This window comes from Allobosea sp. FBZP-16 (genome assembly GCF_002831785.1).
Taxonomy (GTDB): domain Bacteria; phylum Pseudomonadota; class Alphaproteobacteria; order Rhizobiales; family Beijerinckiaceae; genus Allobosea; species Allobosea lupini.
On sequence record NZ_LNCQ01000022.1, the window covers coordinates 318528 to 341099 of the forward strand.

Annotated in this window: 20 protein-coding genes; 13 read left to right on the plus strand and 7 right to left on the minus strand. The window is 66.8% G+C overall.

Annotated features, from left to right (window positions below):
• The first annotated feature begins 101 nt into the window (after nt 1-101).
• The 3 genes from mltG to gmk all read left to right on the plus strand — a co-directional run bounded on the left by mltG (nt 102) and on the right by gmk (nt 3172).
• Nucleotides 102-1496, plus strand: a complete 1395-nt coding sequence (gene mltG, locus CXY91_RS07755; protein WP_100960141.1) for an endolytic transglycosylase MltG — start codon at nt 102-104, stop codon at nt 1494-1496.
• A gap of 141 nt (nt 1497-1637) precedes the next feature.
• Complete coding sequence (locus CXY91_RS07760) at nt 1638-2519, plus strand: YicC/YloC family endoribonuclease (RefSeq protein ID WP_100960143.1); 882 nt, start codon at nt 1638-1640, stop codon at nt 2517-2519.
• Nucleotides 2520-2524: 5 nt separating this feature from the next.
• Nucleotides 2525-3172: a guanylate kinase gene (gmk, locus tag CXY91_RS07765; RefSeq protein ID WP_091829373.1), complete on the plus strand. Its 648-nt coding sequence runs from the start codon at nt 2525-2527 to the stop codon at nt 3170-3172.
• Here gmk and rsmA read toward each other — a convergent pair whose 3' ends face one another.
• Genes rsmA through lptF form a run of 5 tightly spaced genes read right to left on the minus strand, consistent with a single transcriptional unit; the run spans nt 3173 to nt 9932 of the window.
• On the minus strand, nt 3173-4030 hold the full coding sequence (rsmA, locus tag CXY91_RS07770) for a 16S rRNA (adenine(1518)-N(6)/adenine(1519)-N(6))-dimethyltransferase RsmA (protein ID WP_100960145.1): 858 nt from the start codon (nt 4028-4030) through the stop codon (nt 3173-3175).
• Nucleotides 4027-5043, minus strand: coding sequence for a 4-hydroxythreonine-4-phosphate dehydrogenase PdxA (pdxA, locus tag CXY91_RS07775; protein ID WP_100960147.1), 1017 nt, complete (start codon nt 5041-5043; stop codon nt 4027-4029). The genes rsmA and pdxA overlap by 4 nt, the downstream gene beginning before the upstream one ends.
• A 6-nt stretch (nt 5044-5049) precedes the next feature.
• On the minus strand, nt 5050-7620 hold the full coding sequence (locus tag CXY91_RS07780) for an LPS-assembly protein LptD (RefSeq protein WP_100960149.1): 2571 nt from the start codon (nt 7618-7620) through the stop codon (nt 5050-5052).
• 36 nt (nt 7621-7656) lie between these two features.
• Nucleotides 7657-8742, minus strand: coding sequence for an LPS export ABC transporter permease LptG (gene lptG / locus CXY91_RS07785; RefSeq protein WP_091829365.1), 1086 nt, complete (start codon nt 8740-8742; stop codon nt 7657-7659).
• The gene (gene lptF, locus CXY91_RS07790) at nt 8742-9932 is read right to left on the minus strand and encodes an LPS export ABC transporter permease LptF (RefSeq protein ID WP_091829363.1); all 1191 of its coding nucleotides are present in this window, start codon (nt 9930-9932) and stop codon (nt 8742-8744) included. The genes lptG and lptF overlap by 1 nt, the downstream gene beginning before the upstream one ends.
• A 178-nt stretch (nt 9933-10110) precedes the next feature.
• Here lptF and CXY91_RS07795 point away from each other — a divergent pair, with 178 nt between their 5' ends.
• The 4 genes from CXY91_RS07795 to CXY91_RS07810 all read left to right on the plus strand — a co-directional run bounded on the left by CXY91_RS07795 (nt 10111) and on the right by CXY91_RS07810 (nt 13111).
• Nucleotides 10111-11604 (plus strand): leucyl aminopeptidase, encoded by a 1494-nt coding sequence (locus CXY91_RS07795; protein WP_100960151.1) that lies wholly within the window; start codon nt 10111-10113, stop codon nt 11602-11604.
• Nucleotides 11605-11652: 48 nt separating this feature from the next.
• Entirely contained in the window at nt 11653-12105 is a 453-nt protein-coding gene (locus CXY91_RS07800; protein ID WP_100960152.1) for a DNA polymerase III subunit chi, read from the plus strand.
• On the plus strand, nt 12102-12512 hold the full coding sequence (locus tag CXY91_RS07805) for a hypothetical protein (RefSeq protein WP_248307394.1): 411 nt from the start codon (nt 12102-12104) through the stop codon (nt 12510-12512). The genes CXY91_RS07800 and CXY91_RS07805 overlap by 4 nt, the downstream gene beginning before the upstream one ends.
• A gap of 116 nt (nt 12513-12628) precedes the next feature.
• The gene (locus CXY91_RS07810) at nt 12629-13111 is read left to right on the plus strand and encodes a YegJ family protein (RefSeq protein ID WP_158673310.1); all 483 of its coding nucleotides are present in this window, start codon (nt 12629-12631) and stop codon (nt 13109-13111) included.
• Between the two features lie 7 nt (nt 13112-13118).
• Here the strand turns inward: CXY91_RS07810 and abc-f are convergent, their stop codons facing one another.
• Nucleotides 13119-14984, minus strand: a complete 1866-nt coding sequence (gene abc-f, locus CXY91_RS07815; protein ID WP_091829354.1) for a ribosomal protection-like ABC-F family protein — start codon at nt 14982-14984, stop codon at nt 13119-13121.
• Nucleotides 14985-15173: 189 nt separating this feature from the next.
• On the opposite strand from abc-f, the gene CXY91_RS31100 reads away from it, so the two are divergent.
• The 6 genes from CXY91_RS31100 to CXY91_RS07840 all read left to right on the plus strand — a co-directional run bounded on the left by CXY91_RS31100 (nt 15174) and on the right by CXY91_RS07840 (nt 21748).
• On the plus strand, nt 15174-15305 hold the full coding sequence (locus CXY91_RS31100; protein WP_282569366.1) for a hypothetical protein: 132 nt from the start codon (nt 15174-15176) through the stop codon (nt 15303-15305).
• A 92-nt stretch (nt 15306-15397) separates the two neighbouring features.
• Entirely contained in the window at nt 15398-17536 is a 2139-nt protein-coding gene (locus CXY91_RS07820) for a methyl-accepting chemotaxis protein (protein WP_158673311.1), read from the plus strand.
• A 219-nt stretch (nt 17537-17755) separates the two neighbouring features.
• The gene (gene coaD, locus CXY91_RS07825; RefSeq protein WP_100960158.1) at nt 17756-18256 is read left to right on the plus strand and encodes a pantetheine-phosphate adenylyltransferase; all 501 of its coding nucleotides are present in this window, start codon (nt 17756-17758) and stop codon (nt 18254-18256) included.
• A 139-nt stretch (nt 18257-18395) separates the two neighbouring features.
• Nucleotides 18396-19739, plus strand: a complete 1344-nt coding sequence (gene proS / locus CXY91_RS07830; RefSeq protein WP_100960160.1) for a proline--tRNA ligase — start codon at nt 18396-18398, stop codon at nt 19737-19739.
• Nucleotides 19740-19755: 16 nt separating this feature from the next.
• On the plus strand, nt 19756-21048 hold the full coding sequence (locus CXY91_RS07835) for a lipoprotein-releasing ABC transporter permease subunit (protein WP_100960162.1): 1293 nt from the start codon (nt 19756-19758) through the stop codon (nt 21046-21048).
• Between the two features lie 10 nt (nt 21049-21058).
• On the plus strand, nt 21059-21748 hold the full coding sequence (locus CXY91_RS07840; RefSeq protein WP_100960164.1) for an ABC transporter ATP-binding protein: 690 nt from the start codon (nt 21059-21061) through the stop codon (nt 21746-21748).
• Nucleotides 21749-21757: 9 nt separating this feature from the next.
• On the opposite strand, the gene tagH is transcribed toward CXY91_RS07840, so the two are convergent.
• The coding region (tagH, locus tag CXY91_RS07845; protein WP_248307395.1) for a type VI secretion system-associated FHA domain protein TagH at nt 21758-22572 on the minus strand (815 nt) is incomplete at its 5' end.

Consider the following 22572-nt stretch of genomic DNA (forward strand, 5'->3'; position numbering starts at 1 on the left):
GCCTGTCGCCGCCGTCGTGCAAGAATGCCGCGGTCCGGCCGACAGGCTGGTGTCGACACCGGCGCTGCCGGTCGTGATGTCAGGGAATTAGGCGAAACATCATGAGCCAGCCGCCTCGCGTTGCGCCGAGGAGCCCCAACGAAGCGCTGAAGCCCGTTGCACCGCCGGCCCCGCCGCCGAAGGCACGCAAGCGCCGTCGCTCGCCCTTCGTTGGCCTACTCAGCGGGCTCTTCACCACTGTCCTCGTACTCGCCGGCGCCGTTGGCGGCGGCATCGCCTATCTCGACAGCCGCAGCAAGGCTCCCGGCCCGCTCGCAGCCGATCGCGTCCTGATCATCCCGAAGGAGAACGGGGTCACGGAGATCGCTGATCTGTTGCAGCGCGAGGGCCTGATCGAGCATCCCTGGGCCTTCAAGGTCGCGGCCTACACCTCGGGCAAGGCTGCCAGCCTCAAGGCTGGTGAATACCTCTTCAAGGCGCGCGCCAGCCAGAAGGACATTCTCGACGTCATCGCCGAGGGCAAGGCGGTCGAGCACTCGATCACCATCCCTGAGGGGCTGACGAGCGAGCAGATTATCGCTCGCCTGCAGCAGAATGACCTGCTCGCCGGCGACATCAACCAGGTGCCGCGCGAAGGGCAGATACTCCCGGATACCTACAAGTTCCAGCGCGGTTCGACACGCCAGGCCATGGTCGACCGGATGACGCGCGACCAGCGCCGCATCCTCAACGAGGTCTGGGCCAAGCGCCCGGCCGACCTGCCGATCAAGACGCCGCAGGAACTCGTGATCCTCGCCTCGATCGTCGAGAAGGAAACCGGACGCGCCGATGAGCGCCCGCGCGTCGCCGGCGTCTTCATCAACCGGCTGAACCGCAAGATGAAGCTGCAATCCGACCCGACGATCGTCTATGGGCTCGTCGGCGGCAAGGGCACGCTCGGCCGTGGCATCACGCGCCCCGAAATCACCCAGGCGACACCCTACAACACCTATGTGATCGACGGCTTGCCGCCGGGGCCGATCGCCAATCCGGGCCGAGCGGCGCTGGAGGCGGTGGTCAACCATTCGCGGACCAAGGATCTCTACTTCGTCGCCGATGGCAGCGGCGGCCATGCCTTCGCCGAGACGCTCGAGCAGCACAACCGCAACGTCGCGCGCTGGCGCCAGGTCGAATCGGCGAGACGCGACTCCGGACGGCCAGCCGCCGACGCCGGCGTCGACCGCGCCGAGCCGCCTCCGGGGCCGGATCAGCGCACCGAGGCGCCGGCCGCCAGCCGCCCCGACAGCCAGGCAGCGACGACGCCCGACCAATCCGAGCCCGAGACCTACCCGGTTCCCGGCAATCGTCGTGCGGCGGCCGGCCAGCCTGTGCAGGCGGGCGCGGCCGGGACGCGGGCGCGCGCCTTCGACGCCTCCGAAGGCACGACGCGCGATCCGCTGCTGAACAAGACCTTCGACCTCAACAGCCCCAAGCAGGTCCCGCAGCTGAAGCCCTGAGCGACCTTTCCACATCTCGCGCTTGTAGAGCAGGCCGGGCCTGAATAGGGTCCGCGCGCATCGCGCATTCCGCTCGGCGTTCCGATCGAGCGATCAGAATTCGCGCCAGCATCTACGTTGCGAGAAGGAAGACGGCGGCCTATGGCGATCGAGAGCATGACGGGGTTCGCGCGCGCGGCCGGCACGACCGGGGCGCACGCCTTTGCTTGGGAAGTCCGTAGCGTCAACGGTCGTGGCCTCGATGTCCGCGTTCGCGTCCCCACCGGTTTCGACAGCTTCTCCGAGGCGGCCCGCAAGCAATTCTCCACTGCCTTCACCCGCGGCACCCTGCATGTCAGCCTCGCCATCACCAGCGAAGCCTCGGCCCCGCGTCCGCGCATCAACCAGGAGGCGCTCGCCGCGCTGATCGAGGCCGCGAGCCAGGTGAAGCTGCCTGCAGGCATCGCGCCGGCGACGCTGGACGGCCTGCTGGCGATCCGCGGTGTCGTCGAGGTCTCCGAGGAGAGCGGGGATGCGCTGTCCCAGCTCGAGAAGCCCGTGCATGCGGCGCTGGCGGAGACGATCGCGGCGCTGAAACAGGCGCGGCTGGCCGAGGGGCGGGCGCTCGAAGCCATCATCTCCGGCCATCTCGACACCATTGCCCGCCTGACCCTGGCCGCGGAAGCCCATCCCGGTCGCAGCGTCGAGGCAATCCGCGCCCGCCTCGCGGGACAGATCGCCTCACTGCTCGACGCCAGCAATGCGCTGGAGCCCCAGCGTTTGCATCAGGAAGCGGCGCTGCTGGCGGTGAAGGCCGATATCCGCGAGGAGATCGACCGGCTCCATGCGCATGTCGCGGCCCTGCGTGAACTGCTCGCCCAGGGCGGGCCGATCGGCCGCAAGCTCGATTTCCTGGCACAGGAATTCGGTCGTGAAGCCTCGACGCTTTGCGCCAAGGCCGGCGATCCCGGATTGTCGCGGATCGGGTTGGAGCTGCGCACGGTCGTCGACCAGTTGCGCGAGCAGGTTCAGAACGTGGAGTGACGGCGATGGCCGATCTCATTCGCCCCGCCCGCCGCGGCCTGATGCTGGTCTTGTCGTCGCCGTCCGGCGCCGGGAAGTCGACGCTGACGCGGACCTTGTCGCAGAAGGAAACCAATCTCGACCTGTCGATCTCGGTGACGACGCGCGGACGGCGCCCATCCGAAATCGACGGCGTCCATTACCGCTTCATCGATCGCGAGGCCTTCGACCTGCTGCGCGATCGCGACGATCTGCTGGAATCGGCCGAGGTCCATGGCAATGGCTACGGCACGCCGCGCAAGCCTGTCGAGGCGGCGTTGAAGGCCGGTCGCGACGTCCTGTTCGACATCGACTACCAGGGCACGCAGCAGATTCTGGAGAAGGCGCGCGAGGACGTCGTCGCGATCTTCATCCTGCCGCCTTCGATGGCGGAGCTGCGCTCGCGGCTGGTCCGGCGGGCTGAGGATGCGCCGGAGGTGATTGCGCGCCGGCTTGCCAATGCCCGCGACGAGATCGCGCGCTGGCACGTCTACGACTACGTCATCATCAACGACGATCTCGGTGCCGCCTACGAGTCGGTACGCTCGATCCTGGCGGCCGAGCGGCTGAAGCGCAGCCGCGCCACCGGCATGCCGGCCTTCGTCGAGACCCTGCTGGGCGAGCAGGTCGGCTGATCAGCTCCGCGCTGTTGCCAGCGCATTGGCTAGTGCGACGAAACCGCTGACCGAGACTTCTTCGGCCCGCATCGTCGGCGACAACCCAGCGGCCTCGATCATCGCGACTGGGTCGGGGAACACCGCTTTCATGCTCTGGCGTAGCATTTTCCGGCGCTGGCCGAAGGCGGCGAGCGTCACCTGCTCGAGAAGGCGCCGGTCGCAGGGCTCCGGCTGCTGGCGCGGTACCAGCTGGACGATCGAGGAGGTGATCTTCGGCTGCGGCACGAAGGCGGTCTTCGGCACGTCGAACAGGATTTTCGTCTCGCAGCGCCAGTTGGCAAGCACGGCGAGCCGGCCGTAGGCGGCGCGCTGCTCCGGCGTCGCGACGATCCGCTCGGCGACCTCTCGCTGGAACATCAGCGTCAACGAGCTCCACCAGGGCGGCCAGGAACCGGCGCTGAGCCAGCCGACCAGCAGCGGTGTGCCGATGTTATAGGGCAGATTGGCGACGATCCGCGCCGGGCTGCCGCCGAGCAGGCCGGTAAGGTCGACCGCGAGCGCATCGCCATCGACGACGTCCAGCTGGCCCGGATAATGGGCGGCGATCTCGGCCAGCGCCGGCATGCAGCGCCGGTCTCGCTCGATTGCGATGACACGGCCCGCCCCGTTCGCCAGCAAGGCGCGGGTCAGCCCGCCGGGACCGGGGCCGATTTCGACCACGGTCTGGCCTTCGAGCGGGCCGGCGGCGCGGGCGATCCGGCCGGTGAGATTAAGATCGAACAGGAAGTTCTGGCCGAGCGCCTTCTGCGCCATCAGCCCGTGGCGCTCGACGACCTCGCGCAGTGGCGGCAATCCGTCCTGGGCGGCGTTGCTCATGCCGGCGCTCCGTGCTCGGCGGCAGCCATGCGGGCGGCCAGCCGCAAGGCCGCGCACAGGCTGTCCGGCCGCGCGATGCCCTTGCCGGCGATGTCGAAGGCGGTGCCATGGTCGGGCGAGGTTCGGATGAAGGGCAGGCCGAGCGTGACGTTGACGCCATCGTCGACGGCGATGGTCTTGATCGGGATCAGCGCCTGGTCGTGATACATCCCGAGCGCCACGTCGTAGCCGGCGCGGGCGCGCGCGTGGAACAGGGTGTCGGCCGGATAGGGGCCGCTCGCTTCGATGCCGAGCGCCCGCAACCGCTCGATTGCCGGTGCGACCACGGCCGCATCCTCCTTGCCGAGCGCGCCGCCTTCGCCGGCATGCGGGTTGAGGCCGCAGAGCGCCAGCCGCGGGCGTGCGACACCGAAGCGGCGCTTGAGATCGGCGGCGGCGATCCGGCCGGTCTCCACGATCAGCTCGGTCGTCAGCTGCTCCGGCACCGCCTCCAGCGGGATGTGGATGGTGACCGGAATGACCGCGAGCTCTTCCGACCAGATCATCATCACGGGCCGCGGTGTGGCTTCGCGTCCGCGACCGGCGATCTCGGCCAGGAATTCGGTATGGCCCGGATGCTGGAAGCCGGCAGCGTAGAGCACGCTCTTGGCGATCGGATTGGTGACGAGCGCGGCGGCCTTGCCGGTCTCGACGGCTTCGACCCCGCGCTCGATCGATTCGATGACGCCCGCCGCGTTGGCAGGATCAGGCCGGCCGGACTGCGCCTGCGCACGATGCTCGAGCTCGATCACGGGCAATGCGGTGTCGAAACAGGCCTCGGCCTCGTCCCAGCCGACGCTGCGCAGTGGAATCGGCAATTCCAGCCGTTCCGCCAAGGTCGAAAGCATCGCGCTGTCGCCGAGATAGGCGAAGGGCGGAATGCCTCTCTGCTCGCGCTGCCACCAGGCGGCAAGCACGAGCTCGGGTCCGATCCCCGCAGGCTCGCCTAGCGTCACGGCAAGCAACCGGCGCAACTGCGCTTAGCGGCTGCTGGAGGAGACGCCGTCACCCGCGCTGCTCGAGCCGAGGTTCTGCGAATAGCTGATCTCGCCGAGCGTGCGCAGTTCCAAGCGAAACATGACGGTCCGCGTATCGTTCGTCCGCGCGCCGTTGACCGCGCGATCGGCGTAGGACTGGTTGTACGAGATGTCGAAGATCGTGCACTCGTCCTGATAGCGCAGCCCTACCGACGTCGAGGCCATCTGGAACGGCCCGGTGTTCGGGTAAATCGGGTTGGCGTACGCACCAGGATTCGACTGGTAGAGCGCCAGTGCGTCGCGATAGCGCTCGCGGTCGTATTTGTACTTGTCGAGGTCGAACAGGACGCTGCCGCGCACGCTCCAGTACTGGGCGAACGAGACGGACTGCGTGATGCTCAGGCCTTCGCGGCGACGGGTGATGCCCAGATCCGGCTGCGGCTCATAGCGGCCGTATGCGACCGAGGTCGACAGGAATTTGTAGCTGAACGCGGCCGATGCATCGATGCGCTGCGCTTCGAAATTCGACTCGTTGAAGCGCCCGCCGGCCTGAAGCAACAGGCCCTTGAAGGGCTGGTACTGCGCCTTGGCGACGTAGTCGGAACGGCGGGTGTCCAGTCCCGAATTGAGGCCGACATTGACGAGGTCGCCGCTGGTGTAGGAGTTGCGGCCGCCCAGGTGATAGGACTGCCCGACCAGCAGGTTGGCGTATGACTCGGTGCCGAAGGTGCCGCTGTAGCGCAAGCCGACATTGGCGCGGCTGCCGCCCTCGACCCGGTCGTAGCCCGAGAACTTGTTCCATTCGAACAGGTTGGTGTCGTCGAAGACCAGGCTCTGCGAATCCTCGTTGGCGACGCGCAGGCTATTGGTCTCGTTCGGCCGGGCGACGACCTGCGCGACCGGCTCCAGAGTATGCGTGCCCCAGGAGGTCGAGGCGATGAAGGGGAAGCGATACATCAGGCCGACCGCCGGCATTGCGCGGCCGAACACCTCATCCGAGGCGTCCGCGATCGTGGTGACGTTGGCGTTGGCGTATTTGGTCGTGTTCGGGTTGATCGAGAACAGGTCGGCCCTGAGCGAGGCGTAGGGCGTCCAGACCTGCCCGATCGGGTCGACGATGTTTCGCCTCCAGTCGACTTCGGCTGTGGAGCGCGCGATCGTGCCGGCCATGCCCGTCACCAGGCACTTGCTCTTGTCATAGACAATGCAGCCGTCGAACAGGCTATAAGCAGGCCGGCCGGTGGCGGCGTCGCCGCCGCTCTTGACCAGATAGTCCTGATTGGCCGGCGTCAGCGATTTGAACGACGCCGCCTCTCGGGTGAGGTTGGTTATGTTGACGGTGAACGACAGCTCGCCGCCGATCATCGACGGCTTGTGGATCCGCTTGTTGTAATCGACGACCGGCGCGACGATCGGCTGCTGCTTCTGCCAATCGTAATAGGTCAGAGGCTGGAAATAATAGCCGCGCATGTCGAACCATGCATCGGCGCTCTGGCCGTTGAGCGCGACGGTCGAGGTCGATTCCTGCAGATAGCTCGTGGTGGTGAGGCTCTCGCTGCGGATCCGGTAGTTCTTAAAGAAGTAGCGATCGGTCGCGCCGGCGACGTCCCAGTTGAAGGTCCAGCGCGGGTTGAGGAAGACCTTGCCGGACGTCTCGATCGAGCCGCGGAATGTGTCGTCGCCAGCCCCGAGCGGGCTTTTCAGGTAGGCGTCCTTGTCCTGCTGGAAGATGCCTGCGGCGCGGATGTTGTACGAGCCGTTGACGAAGCGATGCCGCCACTCGGCCTGGCCGAGAAAGCCCTGGCGCGACAAGTAGGTCGGCGTCAGCGTCAGATCGTAGTTCGGCGCCAGATTGATGAAATAGGGCAGGCCGACGCCGTAGCCGAGCGCCGCAGTGTTGATGAATTTCGGCGCCAGGAAGCCGGTCTTACGCTTAACGGTCGCATCCGGTCCCGACATATAGGGGATATAGGCGATCGGGACGCCGGCGAACTCGATCCGGGCGTCCTCGTAATAGATCATCTGTTCGGACTTCTTGTGGATGATCCGGGCCGCGCGCACCTGCCAGAACGGCGGGCGCTCGGGCTGGTCCACGCAAGGCTCGCAGGCCGTGTAGATGCCCTTGTCGAAGACGAAGACCTCACCGTCGGTGCGTTCGGCGCGCGGCGCCGAGAAGCGGGTCTTATCGGTGTTCACGACACGCAGCGAATCGATGAAGCCGTCGCGGAAGTCGTCGGTCAGGTTGAAGCGGTCACCGGTGATCACCGTGCCGTTGGATTCGGTGATGCGGGCATTGCCGGTCGCGACCACGCGCTTGCTCTGGCGGTCGTAGACGACGCGATCGGCCTCGATCGTACGGCCCTGGTAAAGAATCTGCACGTCGCCGACTGCGGAGACGGTGTTGTTGTCCTTGTCATAGACGAGCTCACGCGCGTCGACGACCATCCGCTCTCCGGGCTTGCCGGTCGGAGCTTGGGCATAGGCAAGACTCGTCCAGCCGAGGACCGGAGCGAGCGTCGTCACCAGCGCGGTCGCAGCCGCAAGGCGCCTGATGCGTCTTACGCCGGAAGCCATGAACTCAATCCAAAATTAACCATAGCCACCGTATTCTCAGCCATCTTCCTGATGGAGGAGCGCAAGCACGCCAAGCAGCGTGCCCACGGTCGCGGGCAGCCAGGCGGCCACCGAGGCGTTGACGATCCCCGATGAGCCCAGCTCCTCAGACAACTGTGTCGCAACATAGAGCACGAACCCCGCAGCGACGCCACCTACCACCAATCTGGTCACACCACCAAACCGGAAAAATCTTAAGGAAACGGATGCCGCGACCAGGATCATGGCGATCAGCAGCAGCGGCCGCGCCTTGAGCGATTCGTAGCGCAACTCGTAGCGCGTCGTATCCAGCCCAGCCTTCTGGGTTCGATCGAGCACGGCCGGCATCGACCAGAACCCGACCGAGTCAGGCGGAGTGAAACTTTGTCGCACCTGGTCGGGCTCCAGCGTCGTCGCGACGAGGTATGTCGAGTACGTCTGTGGCTCTTCCGTGGCCGAGGTGACGCGTGCCTCCGACAATTCCCAATAGCCGCGATAGAGCACGGCCTGCTTCGCCTCGATGCGCTCTCTGAAGCCGCCATCGGGCGAGAAGGCAAAGAAGGCGACCTGGGCGAGCCCGACGCCTCCATCTAGCGCTGCCGCCGCCCGGATGATCGCCTGGCCGTCGACGCTGCGCTGGCGAATCCAGATCTCCTTGCCGACGACCTGTCCGGTTTTGGCGAAGAGCGAGACTTCGAGCGCCGTGGCGCGCTGTTTCAGCTCGGCGGCGATCGGGTTGTAGATGCCGACGGATACCAGTCCGACCAAGCCGGCGACCAGCGCCGCCGGTTGCAGGAACTGCCAGGCTGAGATGCCGACCGAGCGGGCGACCACCAGCTCGAGCTTGCGGCTGAGGTTGAGCAGGGCGAACATTCCACCGAACAGCACCGCGAACGGGAAGATCTGCTCGGCGACGGAGGGCGCGCGGTAGAGCGCGAGCTGGATGATGCTGGGCGTCGTCGCGGTCGGGGAATCGCCTGCGCGGCGCATCAGCTCGACGAAGTCGAGCGTCGCGATCAGGAAGAAGAAGGTGCCGAACACGCTCAGGATCGCGCGCAGGAAGCGCTGCGTCAGATAGCGGCCGAAGGTCTTGAACAGTAGCATCAGGCGCGCCGGAAACGGGCTGCAAGGGCGAGGAAGGGCGCGATCAGCGGCTCGGTCAGCTTGTCGATGAAAACGCGCGTCCGCGAACCGAAGCCGATCGCCAGGGCCGCCAGCAGGATCGTGCCCAGCGGCAGGATGTAGAGCAGGGCGGCGGCGATGGGCGAGCGCACGCTGGCGGTCCATGCGGCATAGGCGCCGATCCTGATGGCGCCGACCAGGAAGATGGCGATCTGGATCGCGGCGGCACGCCCTTGCCGGGTCGTGCGGGCCTCGCCGAGGATGGCGAAAGCGACAAGCATGAAGGCGATCGGGTAGAGTGGCGCCGACAGGCGATTGTGCAGTTCGGCCCGGAACCGCCCTTCCTGGATCTTGTAGTAGGGCTCGTTCTTGTCCTGTGTGAGCAGCGCCCAGGTCGTCCGTTCGCGCGGCTTGTAGATCACCCTGGCGCCGTCCTCGCCACCGGCTCCGTCGGCATCGCCCGTCAGCGCCGACAGATTCAGCGCATAGCGCTCGAACGAGATGATCGAGCTCGAATTCTGGTTGCGGCTCTCGCGCTGGATCGTGCCCTTCTCCAGCATCAGGAAGCTGTTGCCGTCAGCCTCGGCCGACTGGCCGCGCTCGGCGATGTAGACGGCCGGCTGATTGGGATCGCGCCGGTCCTGCATGAAGATTCCCAGCAGCGCCTGTCCCTGCTTTTCGCGATAATGGAAGGTGACGCCGGAATCGAGCGAGACGAACTGGCCTTCCTTGATCACGTTGGCGACGAAGTCGGCGCGGATCAGCGTGATCAGGTCGCGCAGCGCCCGGAAGCCGGCGGGCATCACCACCAGCGACATCCAGCCCACCAGCGCGGCGGTGATCAGTGTCAGCGCGAAGAAGGGGCGCGTCAGCCGATGCGGCGCGACGCCGGCCGCGTTCATCACGATCAGCTCGGAATCGCTGTTGAGCTTGTTGAGCGTGTAGAGCGTTGCCATGAACAGCGCGACCGGGGCGATGCCGGCGATCAGCGCCGGCAGCGACAGCAGCGTGACCGTGAAGAAGATCAGGATCGTCTGACCTTTGCCGGTGATCAGGTCGACCTCGCGCAGCGCCTGCGTCACCCAGATGACGCTGGTCAGGCCGACGAGCAGAATCACCGCCGCGCCGGCGGCGATTTTCAGGATGTAGCGATCGAGAAGTCCAAAACGCACGAGGGTGAAGATCCCGAGGCCTGCATCCTTGAAGAAGGCGCTCCCCTTGGACGGCTCGCCTCGAACTCCCTATGGTATAGCTTCGATCATGGCGCAAACGGGAATCGTTTGTGGCCTTTGCTGGCCTTACCAGGCTGGCGTCCCCGCAAGTCTTTCTCCCGCAACCCGTGAGCCGTCGATGTCGCAGCGCCTGAAGCTTGAGGTCAAAGCCCTGAACGCCATTGCTGGGGGGGATCTGGTCATCCTCGTCTCGGACAGGCTGGCGCCGCCGAAGGTGGCCGAGGAATGGATCGGCTCGGGTGCCCATGCCCTGATCGCGCGTGCCGCTGCCGCGGAACGCTTCAAGGGCAAGGCACTCGCCGGGCTGACGCTGCTTGCGCCGGAAGATGCAGGTTATGAGCGTCTGATCCTGGTCGGTACCGGGCCGGAATCGGAGCGCGACAAGCTCGATTTCGCCGCGCTCGGCGGCGCGATCGCCGGCCGCCTCGGCCATGGCCGCAGCGCCGACATCATTGCCGCGCTGCCCGAGGGCGAATTGTCCGCCGGCGAGATCGCGGAGATCGGGCTCGGACTTCGGCTCAGAAGCTACGCCTTCGACCGCTACAAGACCAAGAGCCGCGACAAGGACCAGGCCGAGCCGAAGATTGTGACGCTCCGCGCGCCGGATCCCGCCGCGGTCAAAAAGGCGCTGAAGGCGCGCGAGGCGATCGCCGGCGGCGTCGAGCTCGCTCGCGACCTCGTGAACGAGCCGCCGAACGTGCTTTTCCCCGAGGAGTTCGCCGAACGCGCAGCCAAGCTCGACAAGCTTGGCGTCGAGGTCGAGATTCTCGACGAGAAGGAATTGAAGAAGATCGGCATGCGCGCGCTGCTCGGCGTCGGCCAGGGCTCGCATCGCGAGAGTCGCGTCGTGGTGATGCGCTGGAACGGCGGCGCCAAGGGCGACAAGCCGGTCGCCTTCGTCGGCAAGGGCGTGACCTTCGACACCGGCGGCATCTCGATCAAGCCGGCCGGCGGGATGGAGGACATGAAGGGCGACATGGCCGGCGCCGCTTGCGTCACCGGGCTGATGCAGGCGCTGGCCGCCCGCAAGGCCAAGGTCAACGCCGTCGGCGTGATCGGGCTGGTCGAGAACATGCCGGACGGCAAGGCCCAGCGGCCTGGAGACATCGTCACCTCTCTGTCGGGGCAGACCATCGAGATCATCAACACCGACGCCGAAGGTCGGCTCGTCCTCGCCGACGTGCTCTGGTACACGCAGGAGCGCTTCAAGCCGGTCTTCATGGTCAACCTGGCGACGCTGACAGGAGCGATCCTGGTCGCGCTGGCGCAGGAGAACGCGGGCCTGTTCTCCAATAATGACGAATTGTCGGAGCGGCTCTTCGCTGCCGGCAAGGCGACCGGCGAGACCGTCTGGCGCATGCCGCTCTCGGCGGCTTACGACAAGATGATCGATTCCAGGTTTGCCGACATGAAGAACTCGTCTGGCCGTCATGGCGGCTCGATCACGGCGGCGCAGTTCCTGCAGCGCCATGTCAACGACACGCCCTGGGCGCATCTCGACATTGCCGGCACCGGCATGGGCTCGCCGAACAGCGAGACCAACCGTTCCTGGGGCTCGGGCTGGGGCGTGCGCCTGCTCGACCGGCTGGTGGCGGATCACTACGAGAGCTGATTCGGCTCATCAGCCGATTCTCCCAAAGGATTGAACCGACTTAGGATTATGGCCGAGGTTCTGTTCTACCATCTGCAGGGGCGCCCCCTCGAACAGGTCCTTCCGACCCTGCTCGAGCGCTCGCTTTCCCGCGGCTGGAAGGCGGTGGTCGAATTGTCGAGCCGCGAGCGTCTGGCCGGACTCGACGACCGGCTCTGGACCTACGCGGACGAATCCTTCCTGCCGCATGCGACGGCCGCCGAGCCGGACGCCGCCGCCAATCCGATCGTACTCACCACGAACTCCGACAATCCGAACGGCGCGCAGGTGCGCTTCTGCGTTGACGGTGTCCGCATTCCCGACGCATTGGATGCTTACGAGCGCGTCATCCTGATGTTCGATGGCGACGATCCCGATGCGCTCGCCTCGGCGCGTGAAGACTGGAAAAAGCTGCGGACGCTCGGCATCGCCGCCACTTATTGGCAGCAGGACGAGACCGGCCGCTGGGAGAAGAAAGCGTGAAAGTTCCTGTTGCCCTCGCTCTGGCGGCTGCGCTCGCCGGCTGTTCCGTCGATATGGGTGGGTTTTCCTTCGTCTCCGACGAGCGCGGCACCCGTACCAGCAGTGCTTCGGCCCGCGTCTCGACGCAGGAAGCGCTGCTCACTCCGGAAGGCGAATGCAGCGCAGACGTCTCGCTCGATCCTTCGACGCGCCCGCTGCCCAAGGAGATCGCGGTCGGCATCACCGAATGCGAGCTCGTCAGGCTCAAGGCGAAGCGGCCCACGGATGTCCTGATCGGCGACAATGGCCGCGGCCAGCGCGAGGTTCAGGTTCTTTATTCGGAACCGGGCAATCGTGAGATCTATATGTTCACCGACAACCGCCTGAGCCGGATCGTCAAGCCGGGCCAGCCCGAGCAGCAGGGCTGACGCGCGTTCATCGCCCAGGAAATCCGCCTCTGATGCCACTAAGGCAACCGTTCGGCCGATCGGCGCGTTTGCAGTTGATCGGGAGCGGCCGAAGGCGCAGAGGCGGGAGTGTCGAGATGCAGGTTCAACGGCAGAGGCGGGCGGTGCTCAGTGGCCTTGGGCTTCTGGGTGCCGCGCTCATAGCCTTGCCCGCGGCGTCGCAGGTGATCGACTTCCGCTCCTCCGACCGCGAGATGAACCGGGCGATCGATGAAGCCCGCAAGACGCTGCCGGATTTCGTCGCGCTCTATCGCAGCGGCAAGGGCGAGCGCCATGCCGTCAAGGTCGCGATTCCCTATGACCGCGGGCGCGAGCACATCTGGATGAACCTGACGGCGATCGAAGGCGATGTCTTCGTCGGCAGGATCGCGAACGATCCCGTCCATCTCGACAAGTTGAACAAGGGCGACAGCTACCGGACCGGCAGCGCGATGGTCAGCGACTGGAACTATATGTCGGGCGGCCAGATGTACGGCAGCTACACCACCCGCGTCGCAATCAAGAAGCTCACCCCGACGCAGGTTAGGGAGCTCGGCCTCAAGCTCGCGCCGCTGCCCTGAGAAGGCGTCAGGCGCTCTCCAGCTCCTCGCTCAGCGTCAGCCATTCCTCTTCGGCCGCGGCCAGCGCCTCGGTCAGTTCGCCGCGCTGGCGCGAGAGCTGCAGCGCCTTGTCCGGCTCACGCGCAAAGGCGCCGTTGGCGAGCGCGCCGTCGACCTTCTCGATCAGCCCGGTCAGCTTGGCGATGCGTGCCTCGGCGAGGTTGAGCTTCTGCCTGAGCGGTCCTTGTGCCTGGCGCTTTGCCGCCGCGCCCTTGCGCTCCTCGGCCTTGCCTGCGGCTTCGGCATCGGGCTTGCCGCGCTGGGCCGGCTTGTCGCGACCGAGCACGAAGTCGCGATAATCGTCCATGTCGCCATCGAAGCTTTTCACGGTGCCGTCCCCGACCAGCCAGAGCCGGTCGGCGCAGGCCTCGATCAGGAAGCGATCGTGGCTGACCAGGATGACGGCGCCGGGATAGTCGTTGATCGCGTTGACCAGCGCGGTGCGGCTGTCGATGTCGAGATGGTTGGTCGGCTCGTCGAGGATGAGCAGGTGAGGGCCGCCGAAGGTGGCGATGCCGAGCATCAATCGGGCCTTCTCGCCGCCGGAGAGGTTCTTCACCGGCGTGTCGGCCTTGTTGGCGGGAAAGCCGATCTGCGCGGTGCGCGCCCGCACGCGCGCTTCCGGCGCATCCGGCATCAGCTCGCGGATATGGCCGACCGGCGTGTCCTCCATCCGCAACTCGTCGAGCTGGTGCTGGGCGAAATAGGCCGTCTGCAGCTTCGAGGAGCGCCGCATCTCGCCCGAAAGCGGCGCAAGCCGCCCGCCGATCAGCTTGCAGAAGGTCGATTTGCCGTTGCCGTTGGAGCCGAGCAGCGCGATGCGGTCGTCCGGCGCAAGGCTCAGGTTGAGCCGCTGCAGCACCTTGCGCTCGCCATAGCCGGCGCTGGCGCTCTCGAGCACGATCATCGGCGGCGAGAGCGGCCGCTCGGGGGCGGGGAAATTGAACGGCTGGACGTCGCGATCCTGGATGACCGCGATCTCCTGCATCTTCTCCAGGCGCTTGACGCGCGACTGGGCCTGGCTGGCCTTGGATGCTTTGGCCTTGAAGCGGTCCACGAAGGATTGCAGGTGCTTGCGCTCGGCCTCCTGCTTCTCGCGCGCCTTGGCGAGATGCGCCTGCTTCTCGGCCCTGAGCTTCTCGAAGTCGCTATAGCCGCCACGGTAGATGGTGAGCTTGCCCTGGTCGAGATGCAGGATGTGATTGACGCAGGTGTCGAGCAATTCGCGATCGTGGCTGACGACCAGCACCGTATGCGGATAGCGCTCGAGATAGTCGTAGAGCCAGAGCGTGCCTTCGAGATCGAGATAGTTGGTCGGCTCGTCGAGCAGCAGCAGGTCGGGCTCGGAGAACAGCACGGCTGCGAGCGCGACGCGCATGCGCCAGCCGCCCGAGAAGTCGGAGCAGGGGCGCTGCTGCGCCTCCTCGTCGAAACCGAGCCCGTACAATACGGTCGCGGCCCGAGCGGGCGCGGAATGGGCGCCGATATCGGCGAGCCGCGTCTCGATCTCGGCGATCCGCATCGGGTCGGTTGCACTCTGCGCCTCCGTCATCAGCGCCGCACGCTCGGTGTCGGCGGCCAGCACGACCTCGATCAGCGTTTCGGGCCCACCGGGGGCCTCCTGCGCCACCCCGCCGATGCGCATGCCCTTGGGCAGGGCGACGTTGCCGCCTTCCGGAGAAAGATCGCCGGTGATGATGCGGAACAGCGTCGTCTTGCCGGTGCCGTTACGGCCGACGAGGCCGACGCGCGAGCCGGTGGGCAGGAAGGCGCTGGCATGGTCGAGCAGCAGGCGCTCGCCGAGGCGATAGGTGATGTCGTTGAGGGTCAGCATGGCGGGCGGGGTGTAGCGCGCTTTCGCCCCCGCTGGAACCGGCGTGACGGCAGGAAATTGTCGGCGCGACGTGCAAGAGCACGGCTGCCGCAGAGGCATGCCATGGTTTCTCCACCTTTCCGCCACGGCATGGCCAGGCGCTCGCGACACCCATGGACTGGGTAACGCACTGATTCGCATCGAGGATCCATGCAGTTCGACTCTCTGGTCCGGCGCCCGCGCCGGGTGTCGCTGGCAGCCGTCGCCGTCGCGCTGTTCACAGTGGTTCTCGGCAGCGCCGCCGCGCTCGCCGCCTTCGCGCCGCTGCCCGGCGTCTTGTAAGCTCGTTGCAGCGCATCTGGCGCTTCAAGCAACGTTAACCGCGCTCGTGTTGGCTGTTCCTGCGCAGTCGATGTCGGGCGGAGACCTGATTCGTGTTCAGTCTCAGGATCAGGCTCCCGGTCGCCATGCTCGCCCTGGCCCTGCTCGCCGCATTGGCAGTAGGCTCGTCCGCCTATCTCGCCGTCTCGAACTGGGCGCAGGGCGCCGTGCGCGAGCGCATGCACGCGCTGGCCGAAAGCCATGTCCGCGCCATCGAGCGGCGCTGGTTGCAATTGCGCGCCGAACTTGCCGTCCAGGCCCGCAGCGCCTTCACCGTCTCGGCGCTCGACGAGATCGGCAAATGGCTGGAGCTCGGCCCGCACGATTACCGCAGCATTCTCGGCTACTATCAGGGTGACGGTTCGCTCTCGCTGGCCGAGCGCGTCGCCCGCACCGGCCGCGAGCACCAGCACGGCTATTCCTGGCGGCATGTGCCGGTCCACGAGACCTATTCGGCGGCACTCAAGCAATTCAATTACGCCGATATCTACCTGGTCTCGCGCAAGGGCAGGGTGGTTTACAGCGTCACCAAGGGGCCCGAGTTCGGCCGCCTCCTGAGCGACGAGGATCTCGCCGACACCGGCCTGGCTAAATCGGTGGAGCTGGCGCGCGGCAAGGCGGCGGGCGAACAGGTGGTGCTCGACTTTGCACCCTATGACCCGGTCGGCGGCGATCCGCGCGCCTTCCTGGCGGCGCCCTTCTACGATGCCGAAGCCGGGACGGGCGAACAGGTCGGGACGATCGTCATCGCCGTCGACACACGCCTGATCGATGACGTCCTCGCCTTCAACCCGGCTGGTTCCGGGGCCGAGCGGATCTTCGTCATCGGCTCCGACGGCTTCATGCGCTCCAATCCGGCTGCCCGGCGCAATGGCGCCTCACCGCGCGAAACGCTCGATCGCAGTCGATTGGCCGGGCAGCCGGAGCATGCGCTCATCCGCATGACCAGTCATGATGGCCGCTCGCTTGTCGCCAGCGGGCAGGAGGTGGTCATCGGCGATCAGCGCTGGCTGCTCTGGCTGACCGAGCCGGAGGAGAACGCCTTCGCCGTGGTCGGCACGATCCGCAGCGCCGTCGTTTCTGCCGGCTTGCTCGTGCTGCTGCCGTTGTTCGGCATCGCGATCCTGCTCGGCTGGTCGGTGGCTCGCCCGATCGCGCGGCTGTCCGACAGGCTGGCCGGTGTCGCCGCGGGGCGGACCGAGGAGGGCATTCCTGGAGCCGGACGTCGCGACGAGATCGGCGGCATCGCCAAGTCGATCGATATGATCCGCGAGACCTTGCGCGGCGAGGCACAGCGGCGGGAGACAGAGCAGGGCATCCGCCTTGCCGACGCCGAGCAGCACCGCCGCGTCTTGCTGAACGAGCTGGCAGGCGAACTCGAGGAGTCGGTCAGGACCGTCTCGGCCTCAGTCTCCGTGTCGGCGCAGACCCTGGACCAGACGGCGCGTCAGCTTGCGGAAGGCGCGCGCGAGACCCAGGCCGGCGCCGCCGATACCGACGGTGCGACCGGCAATGCCATCCGCAGTGTCAAGTCGATCGAGCGCGCGGCTCAGGATCTGCTCGGCGCGGTTGATGCGCTCGCCGCCGAGGTACGCTCCTCGGATGCGACCGCCGGCCAGGCGCGCGAGCATGCGGATTCGGTCAGCCGTATCGTCGATGGCTTGTCCAATGGCGCGGCGCGGGTCTCGGAGGTGGTCGGGCTGATCTCGGCCATCGCCGGCCAGACCAATCTGCTCGCGCTCAACGCCACGATAGAGGCCGCCCGCGCCGGCGAAGCCGGCAAGGGCTTCGCCGTCGTCGCCAATGAGGTGAAGTCACTGGCGACGCAGACCGCCAATGCGACGCAGGATATCGCCCGCCAGATCGAGGCGATGAACCAGGCGACCGCGGCGACGGTCGAGGGTATCGTCGGTATCCGTGCGCTGGTGCAGGAGCTGAACGAGGCGACGCGCCGCACCAGCCAGACCATGCAGCGCCAGCATGAGGCGGCCCACGCCATCGCCGCCGACGTCCTCGCCGCGACCCAGGAGATCGTGCTGATCGGCCAGGCCACGAGCCAGGTCGCACTCGCCTCGCGCAACACCACCGGCGCGTCGGATGCGGTGCTGAAGGCGGCGAGCGAACTGACCGGATTGGCCCAGGCGCTGAATGCCCGCGTCGATCACGTGATCGGCGAGCTGCGCGTAGCTTGACCGTCAGCTTGAAAACCCACAGCCCTCATCCTGACGAGGTCGCGCCAGCGACCGTCTCGAAGGATGCTCCAGTCGCCTCCCGAACCTCCTGACGCATCCTTCGAGACGCGGGCTGAAGCCCGCTCCTCAGGATGAGGGCTCAGGGAATCTTCCGGCTCTGCTCTGAGCGGCCCCCACGAACCCTTGTCGCGGGAGCCTGCGTTGGCTAACGCTCACGGCATGAGCCACACCGCCTTCTACGCCGGGTCGTTCGACCCCGTCACCAACGGCCATCTCGACATGATCGAGGCCGCCTGCCGGCTGGTCGACAGGCTGGTCCTCGCCATCGGCGTCCACCCCGGCAAGACGCCGATCTTCACCGCCGAGGAGCGCGCCGAGCTGCTGCGCGCCATCGCGGGCCCGGTCGCCGCGCGGTTCAAGACCGAGCTCGAGGTGACGACCTTCGCCGACCTGACCATCGACGCGGCCAAGCGCGCCGGCGCCACCATCCTGGTGCGTGGTCTGCGCGACGGCACCGATCTCGACATGGAAATGCAGCTCGCCGGCATGAACCACACCATGGCGCCCGAGCTGCAGACCGTGCTGCTGCCCTCGACGCCGCAGGCGCGCCACATCACCGCGACTTTGGTGCGCCAGATCGCCGCGATGGGCGGCGACGTCTCCGCCTTCGTTCCGCCTGTTGTCAGCGACAGGTTGAAGGCGAAGTTCGCTAGGCGCTGACGCCTTCGCAAACGCCATCGATGTGCATTTGCCTCGCGGCGACGTGCATTAGCGTTTGCAATTTGCAAACGCCGATGGTGTCTCTGGACTGATCTGAATCGGTGCGCGCTCGGTGCACCGCCCCTTCGACGAGTGTTCCATGCGCCTGTCCCGCTACTTCCTGCCGATCCTGCGCGATACGCCCAAGGAGGCGGAGATCGTCTCGCACCGGCTGATGCTGCGCGCCGGCATGATCCGCCAGCAGTCTGCTGGGATCTATTCGTGGCTGCCGCTCGGCCTGCGCGTACTCGACAAGATCAGTGCGGTGGTGCGCGAGGAGCAGAATCGCGCTGGCGCCATCGAGATCCTGATGCCGACCATCCAGTCGGCCGATCTCTGGCGCGAAAGCGGGCGCTACGACGCCTATGGCAAGGAGATGCTGCGGATCAAGGACCGGCATGACCGCGACATGCTCTACGGCCCGACCAATGAGGAGATGGTCACCGAGATCGTCCGCTCATACGTCAAGTCCTACAAGGATCTGCCGCTCAACCTCTATCATATCCAGTGGAAGTTCCGGGACGAGGTCCGCCCGCGTTTCGGCGTGATGCGCGGCCGCGAGTTCCTGATGAAGGACGCCTATTCCTTCGATCTCGACAAGGAAGCGGCGCGGCACGCCTACAACCGCATGTTCACCGCCTACTTGCGCACCTTCACCCGGCTCGGCTTGAAGGCGATCCCGATGAAAGCCGACACCGGCCCGATCGGCGGCGACCTCAGCCACGAATTCATCGTGCTCGCATCGACCGGCGAGAGCGAGGTCTTCTGCCACAGCGACTACCTGACCTTCGACACGCCGGCCGCAGACACCGATTTCGACAGCGCGCCCGGCCTGCAGGGAATCTTCGACAAGTGGACGAGCCTCTATGCGGCCACCGAGGAGATGCATGACAAGGCCGCCTTCGAGGCGATACCGGAGGACAAGCGCGTCTCCGCCCGCGGTATCGAAGTCGGTCATATCTTCTATTTCGGCACCAAGTACTCCGAGCCGATGGGGGCGAGTGTCACCGGTCCGGACGGCCAGCAGGTGCTGCTGCATGGCGGCTCCTACGGCATTGGCCCCAGCCGTCTCGTCGCCGCGCTGATCGAAGCGGGTCATGACGAGGGCGGTATCGTCTGGCCCGACGAGATCGCGCCCTTCGACATCGCCGTGCTCAACCTCAAGGTCGGCGACGCCGCCACCGACGCCGCCAGCGAGCGGCTCTACAAGGGGCTCGCCGCGAAGGGGTACGACATGGTCTATGACGACCGCGACGAGCGCCCGGGCGGCAAGTTCGCCACCGCCGACCTGATCGGCATCCCCTGGCAGATCATCGTCGGCCCGAAGGGGCTGGCCGAGGGCAAGGTCGAGATCAAGCGTCGCGCCGGCGGCGAGCGCGAGCTGGTCTCGCTCGAGGCGGCGCTGGCGCGCTTCCCCGGCAAGGTCGCGGAGACCAACGCGTGAGCGGAGGAGGGCGGTCATGAGCGCCGGCTCCGGGGCTCGGGAGAGCGTGCCGACCGGCACGAAAGCCTTCGCCGGCTTCGAATGGCTGCTCGCCGGCCGCTATCTGCGCACGCGCCGGCGCGAGGGCTTCGTCTCGGTCATCGCCGGCTTCTCCTTTCTCGGCATCCTGCTCGGCGTCGCAACGCTGATCATCGTGATGTCGGTGATGAACGGCTTCCGAAAGGAGCTGCTGGAGAAGATCGTCGGCGTCAACGGGCACATCTTCGCAACGCCGATCGACCGGCCGCTCGACGATTACGAGGCGGTCGCGGCCAAGCTGCGCCAGGTGCAGGGCATCAAGCTCGCGATCCCGCTGGTCGAGGGGCAGGCGCTGGCCTCCTCGCAGGTCGGCAATGGCGGCGTCCTGGTGCGCGGCATCTCGGAAAGCGACATCAAGTCGATCCCCTTCATCGCCGGCAATGTCCGCCAGGGCACGCTCGACGGATTCGCCGCGGCCAACGGCGTCGCGATCGGCCGGCGGCTTGCTGGCTCGCTTGGCCTGCAGGTCGGGGACACCCTCACCATCGTCACACCGCGCGGCGCTTCGACGCCGTTCGGCACGGCGCCGCGAATCAAGGCCTATCCGGTCACGGCAATCTTCGAGATCGGCATGTCGGAGTTCGACGCCTCCTTCGTCTTCATGCCGCTCGCCGAGAGCCAGGCCTATTTCAATCGCGACGGCGACGTGAACGTCGTCGAGATCTTCATCGACAATCCCGACCAGACGCAGGCGGTGCGCGACCGGATCGAGGCCGACCCGCCGCGGCCGCTCGTGCTGTCCGACTGGCGCCAGCGCAATCGCACCTTCTTCAACGCGCTCGAGGTCGAGCGCAATGTCATGTTCATCATCCTGACCCTGATCGTGCTGGTCGCGACGCTGAACATCGTCTCCGGCCTGATCATGCTGGTGAAGGACAAGACGGAGGACATCGCGATCATGCGCACCATGGGCGCCTCGCGCGGCACGGTGCTGCGGGTCTTCCTGATCACCGGCGCGGCGATCGGCGTTGTCGGCACATTCGCCGGCTTCGTCCTCGGCATCCTCTTCGCCAGGAACATCCAGACCATCAACAAGGGCTTGAGCAAGCTGCTGGGTATCAATCCCTGGGATCCGACCGTGCGCTTCCTGAGCGATATTCCCTCGGTGATCGACTGGCGCGAGGTTGCCACCGTCGTGGTGATGACGCTCATCCTGTCGCTGCTGGCGACGCTCTATCCGGCCTGGAAGGCGGCGCGGCTCGACCCCGTCAAAGCCCTGCGGATGGGTTGAGGACGCGACAATGGCAACCGAGACGCCGGCGCTCTTCCTCTCCCAGATCGAGCGCTACTATCCCCAGTCCGACGGTCCGCTCGAGATCCTGCGCAAGGCCGATTTCGCGATCTGGCCGGGCGAGCTCGTCGCGCTGGTCGCCCCGAGCGGTACCGGCAAGTCGACCCTGCTGCACGTCGCCGGCCTGCTGGAGAGTCCCGATGGCGGCGAGGTCTTCATCGGCGGCGTGCCGACCTCGCAGCTCGACGACAAGGGCCTGACCCGGCTGCGGCGCACCGAGATCGGCTTCGTCTATCAGTTTCACCATCTCCTGCCGGAGTTCACCGCGCTGGAGAATGTCGTCCTGCCGCAGCGCATTCGCGGCCTCGGCAAGGCCGAGGCTGCATCGCGCGCGACCGAGCTGCTGAGCTTCCTTGGTCTGGGCGACCGGCTCGATCACCTGCCGGGCGAATTGTCGGGCGGCGAGCAACAGCGCGTCGCGATCGGCCGCGCCGTCGCCAATGCGCCGCGCGTGCTGCTGGCCGACGAGCCGACCGGCAATCTCGACCCGCACACTTCGCTGCACGTCTTCAACACGCTGGTGGCGCTGGCGCGTGCTTCGGGCCTCGCGGCGCTGATCGCGACGCATAATCTCGACCTCGCCTCCCGCATGGACCGCCAGGTCACGATCCGCGACGGGATGGTCGTGCCGCTCGGCTGAGATCTTGGCTCAGCCCCCGCCGCGGTCGTAGCACTCGGCGAAATAGAGCATGAAGGCGTCGACCAGCCCGTCCTCGTAAGGAGCGGTCTTCGCCTCCCAGCGCGCGACATAGGCGTCCCAGAGCTTGCCCTTGCGCGAGGAGAGCAGGCCGTCGAGCCCGCGCCCGACGTCGAGCCCTTCCGCGACCGCCTGCGGATCGAGGTCCTCGACCAGCATGCGCAGCGCGTGCTGCATCGCCGAATAGGTCTTGATCTGGTGGACCTTGAGGTCCCTGAAGCTTTCCTCGAACGCCTTCTGCGCATTGAGGTAGCCGCTCGTCGGCCGGCCGAAGATCAGCTTCAGCGCATCCTCGATCGTCGGCGAGAACTTCAGCGGGTTGTTGTCCTGCGCCTGGATCATCGTCTGGTTGGAGCTGCGCGCGATGCGCTTGCTCTCGGCCCGCGCCGCCAGCAGCGCCTTCAGCTCGATGGCGATCAGGCGCATCAGCGCGCCGGTCTGCTCGGCGAAGGCGCCGGGATCCTGCCAGGTCAGTTCCTCGACCGGCAGGCCCGCCCCACGCGCGAAGCGGGCGATGAACTCGGCCGCCGAGATCGACGGGCCGCCCGCTGGAGCGCCCATTGGCGGCGGGGGAGGTGGCGGCGGCGGCGCCATGGGCCGGGGCGGCGGGTCGTAAGGAGCGTCGAAACTCGGACGTGGTGGCGGCACGGCCGGCGCCTCGTCCCACGGATTGCCGACCGGCGCGGCCGAGGGGGGCCGGCGCGGCGTCGGGATCGGGGCGATCGGCTCGGGCTCGGGCACCGGCGGTGGCTGGTAGGGCGCCCAGG

Coding starts and splice junctions, on each gene's coding strand:
- mltG (WP_100960141.1), top strand. CDS start 102: ATGAGCCAGCCGCCTCGCGTTGCGCCGAGGAGCCCCAACGAAGCGCTG.
- CXY91_RS07760 (WP_100960143.1), top strand. CDS start 1,638: ATGGCGATCGAGAGCATGACGGGGTTCGCGCGCGCGGCCGGCACGACC.
- gmk (WP_091829373.1), top strand. CDS start 2,525: ATGGCCGATCTCATTCGCCCCGCCCGCCGCGGCCTGATGCTGGTCTTG.
- rsmA (WP_100960145.1), bottom strand. CDS start 4,030: ATGAGCAACGCCGCCCAGGACGGATTGCCGCCACTGCGCGAGGTCGTC.
- CXY91_RS07780 (WP_100960149.1), bottom strand. CDS start 7,620: ATGGCTTCCGGCGTAAGACGCATCAGGCGCCTTGCGGCTGCGACCGCG.
- lptG (WP_091829365.1), bottom strand. CDS start 8,742: ATGCTACTGTTCAAGACCTTCGGCCGCTATCTGACGCAGCGCTTCCTG.
- CXY91_RS07795 (WP_100960151.1), top strand. CDS start 10,111: ATGTCGCAGCGCCTGAAGCTTGAGGTCAAAGCCCTGAACGCCATTGCT.
- CXY91_RS07800 (WP_100960152.1), top strand. CDS start 11,653: ATGGCCGAGGTTCTGTTCTACCATCTGCAGGGGCGCCCCCTCGAACAG.
- CXY91_RS07810 (WP_158673310.1), top strand. CDS start 12,629: ATGCAGGTTCAACGGCAGAGGCGGGCGGTGCTCAGTGGCCTTGGGCTT.
- abc-f (WP_091829354.1), bottom strand. CDS start 14,984: ATGCTGACCCTCAACGACATCACCTATCGCCTCGGCGAGCGCCTGCTG.
- CXY91_RS31100 (WP_282569366.1), top strand. CDS start 15,174: ATGCAGTTCGACTCTCTGGTCCGGCGCCCGCGCCGGGTGTCGCTGGCA.
- coaD (WP_100960158.1), top strand. CDS start 17,756: ATGAGCCACACCGCCTTCTACGCCGGGTCGTTCGACCCCGTCACCAAC.
- proS (WP_100960160.1), top strand. CDS start 18,396: ATGCGCCTGTCCCGCTACTTCCTGCCGATCCTGCGCGATACGCCCAAG.
- CXY91_RS07835 (WP_100960162.1), top strand. CDS start 19,756: ATGAGCGCCGGCTCCGGGGCTCGGGAGAGCGTGCCGACCGGCACGAAA.
- CXY91_RS07840 (WP_100960164.1), top strand. CDS start 21,059: ATGGCAACCGAGACGCCGGCGCTCTTCCTCTCCCAGATCGAGCGCTAC.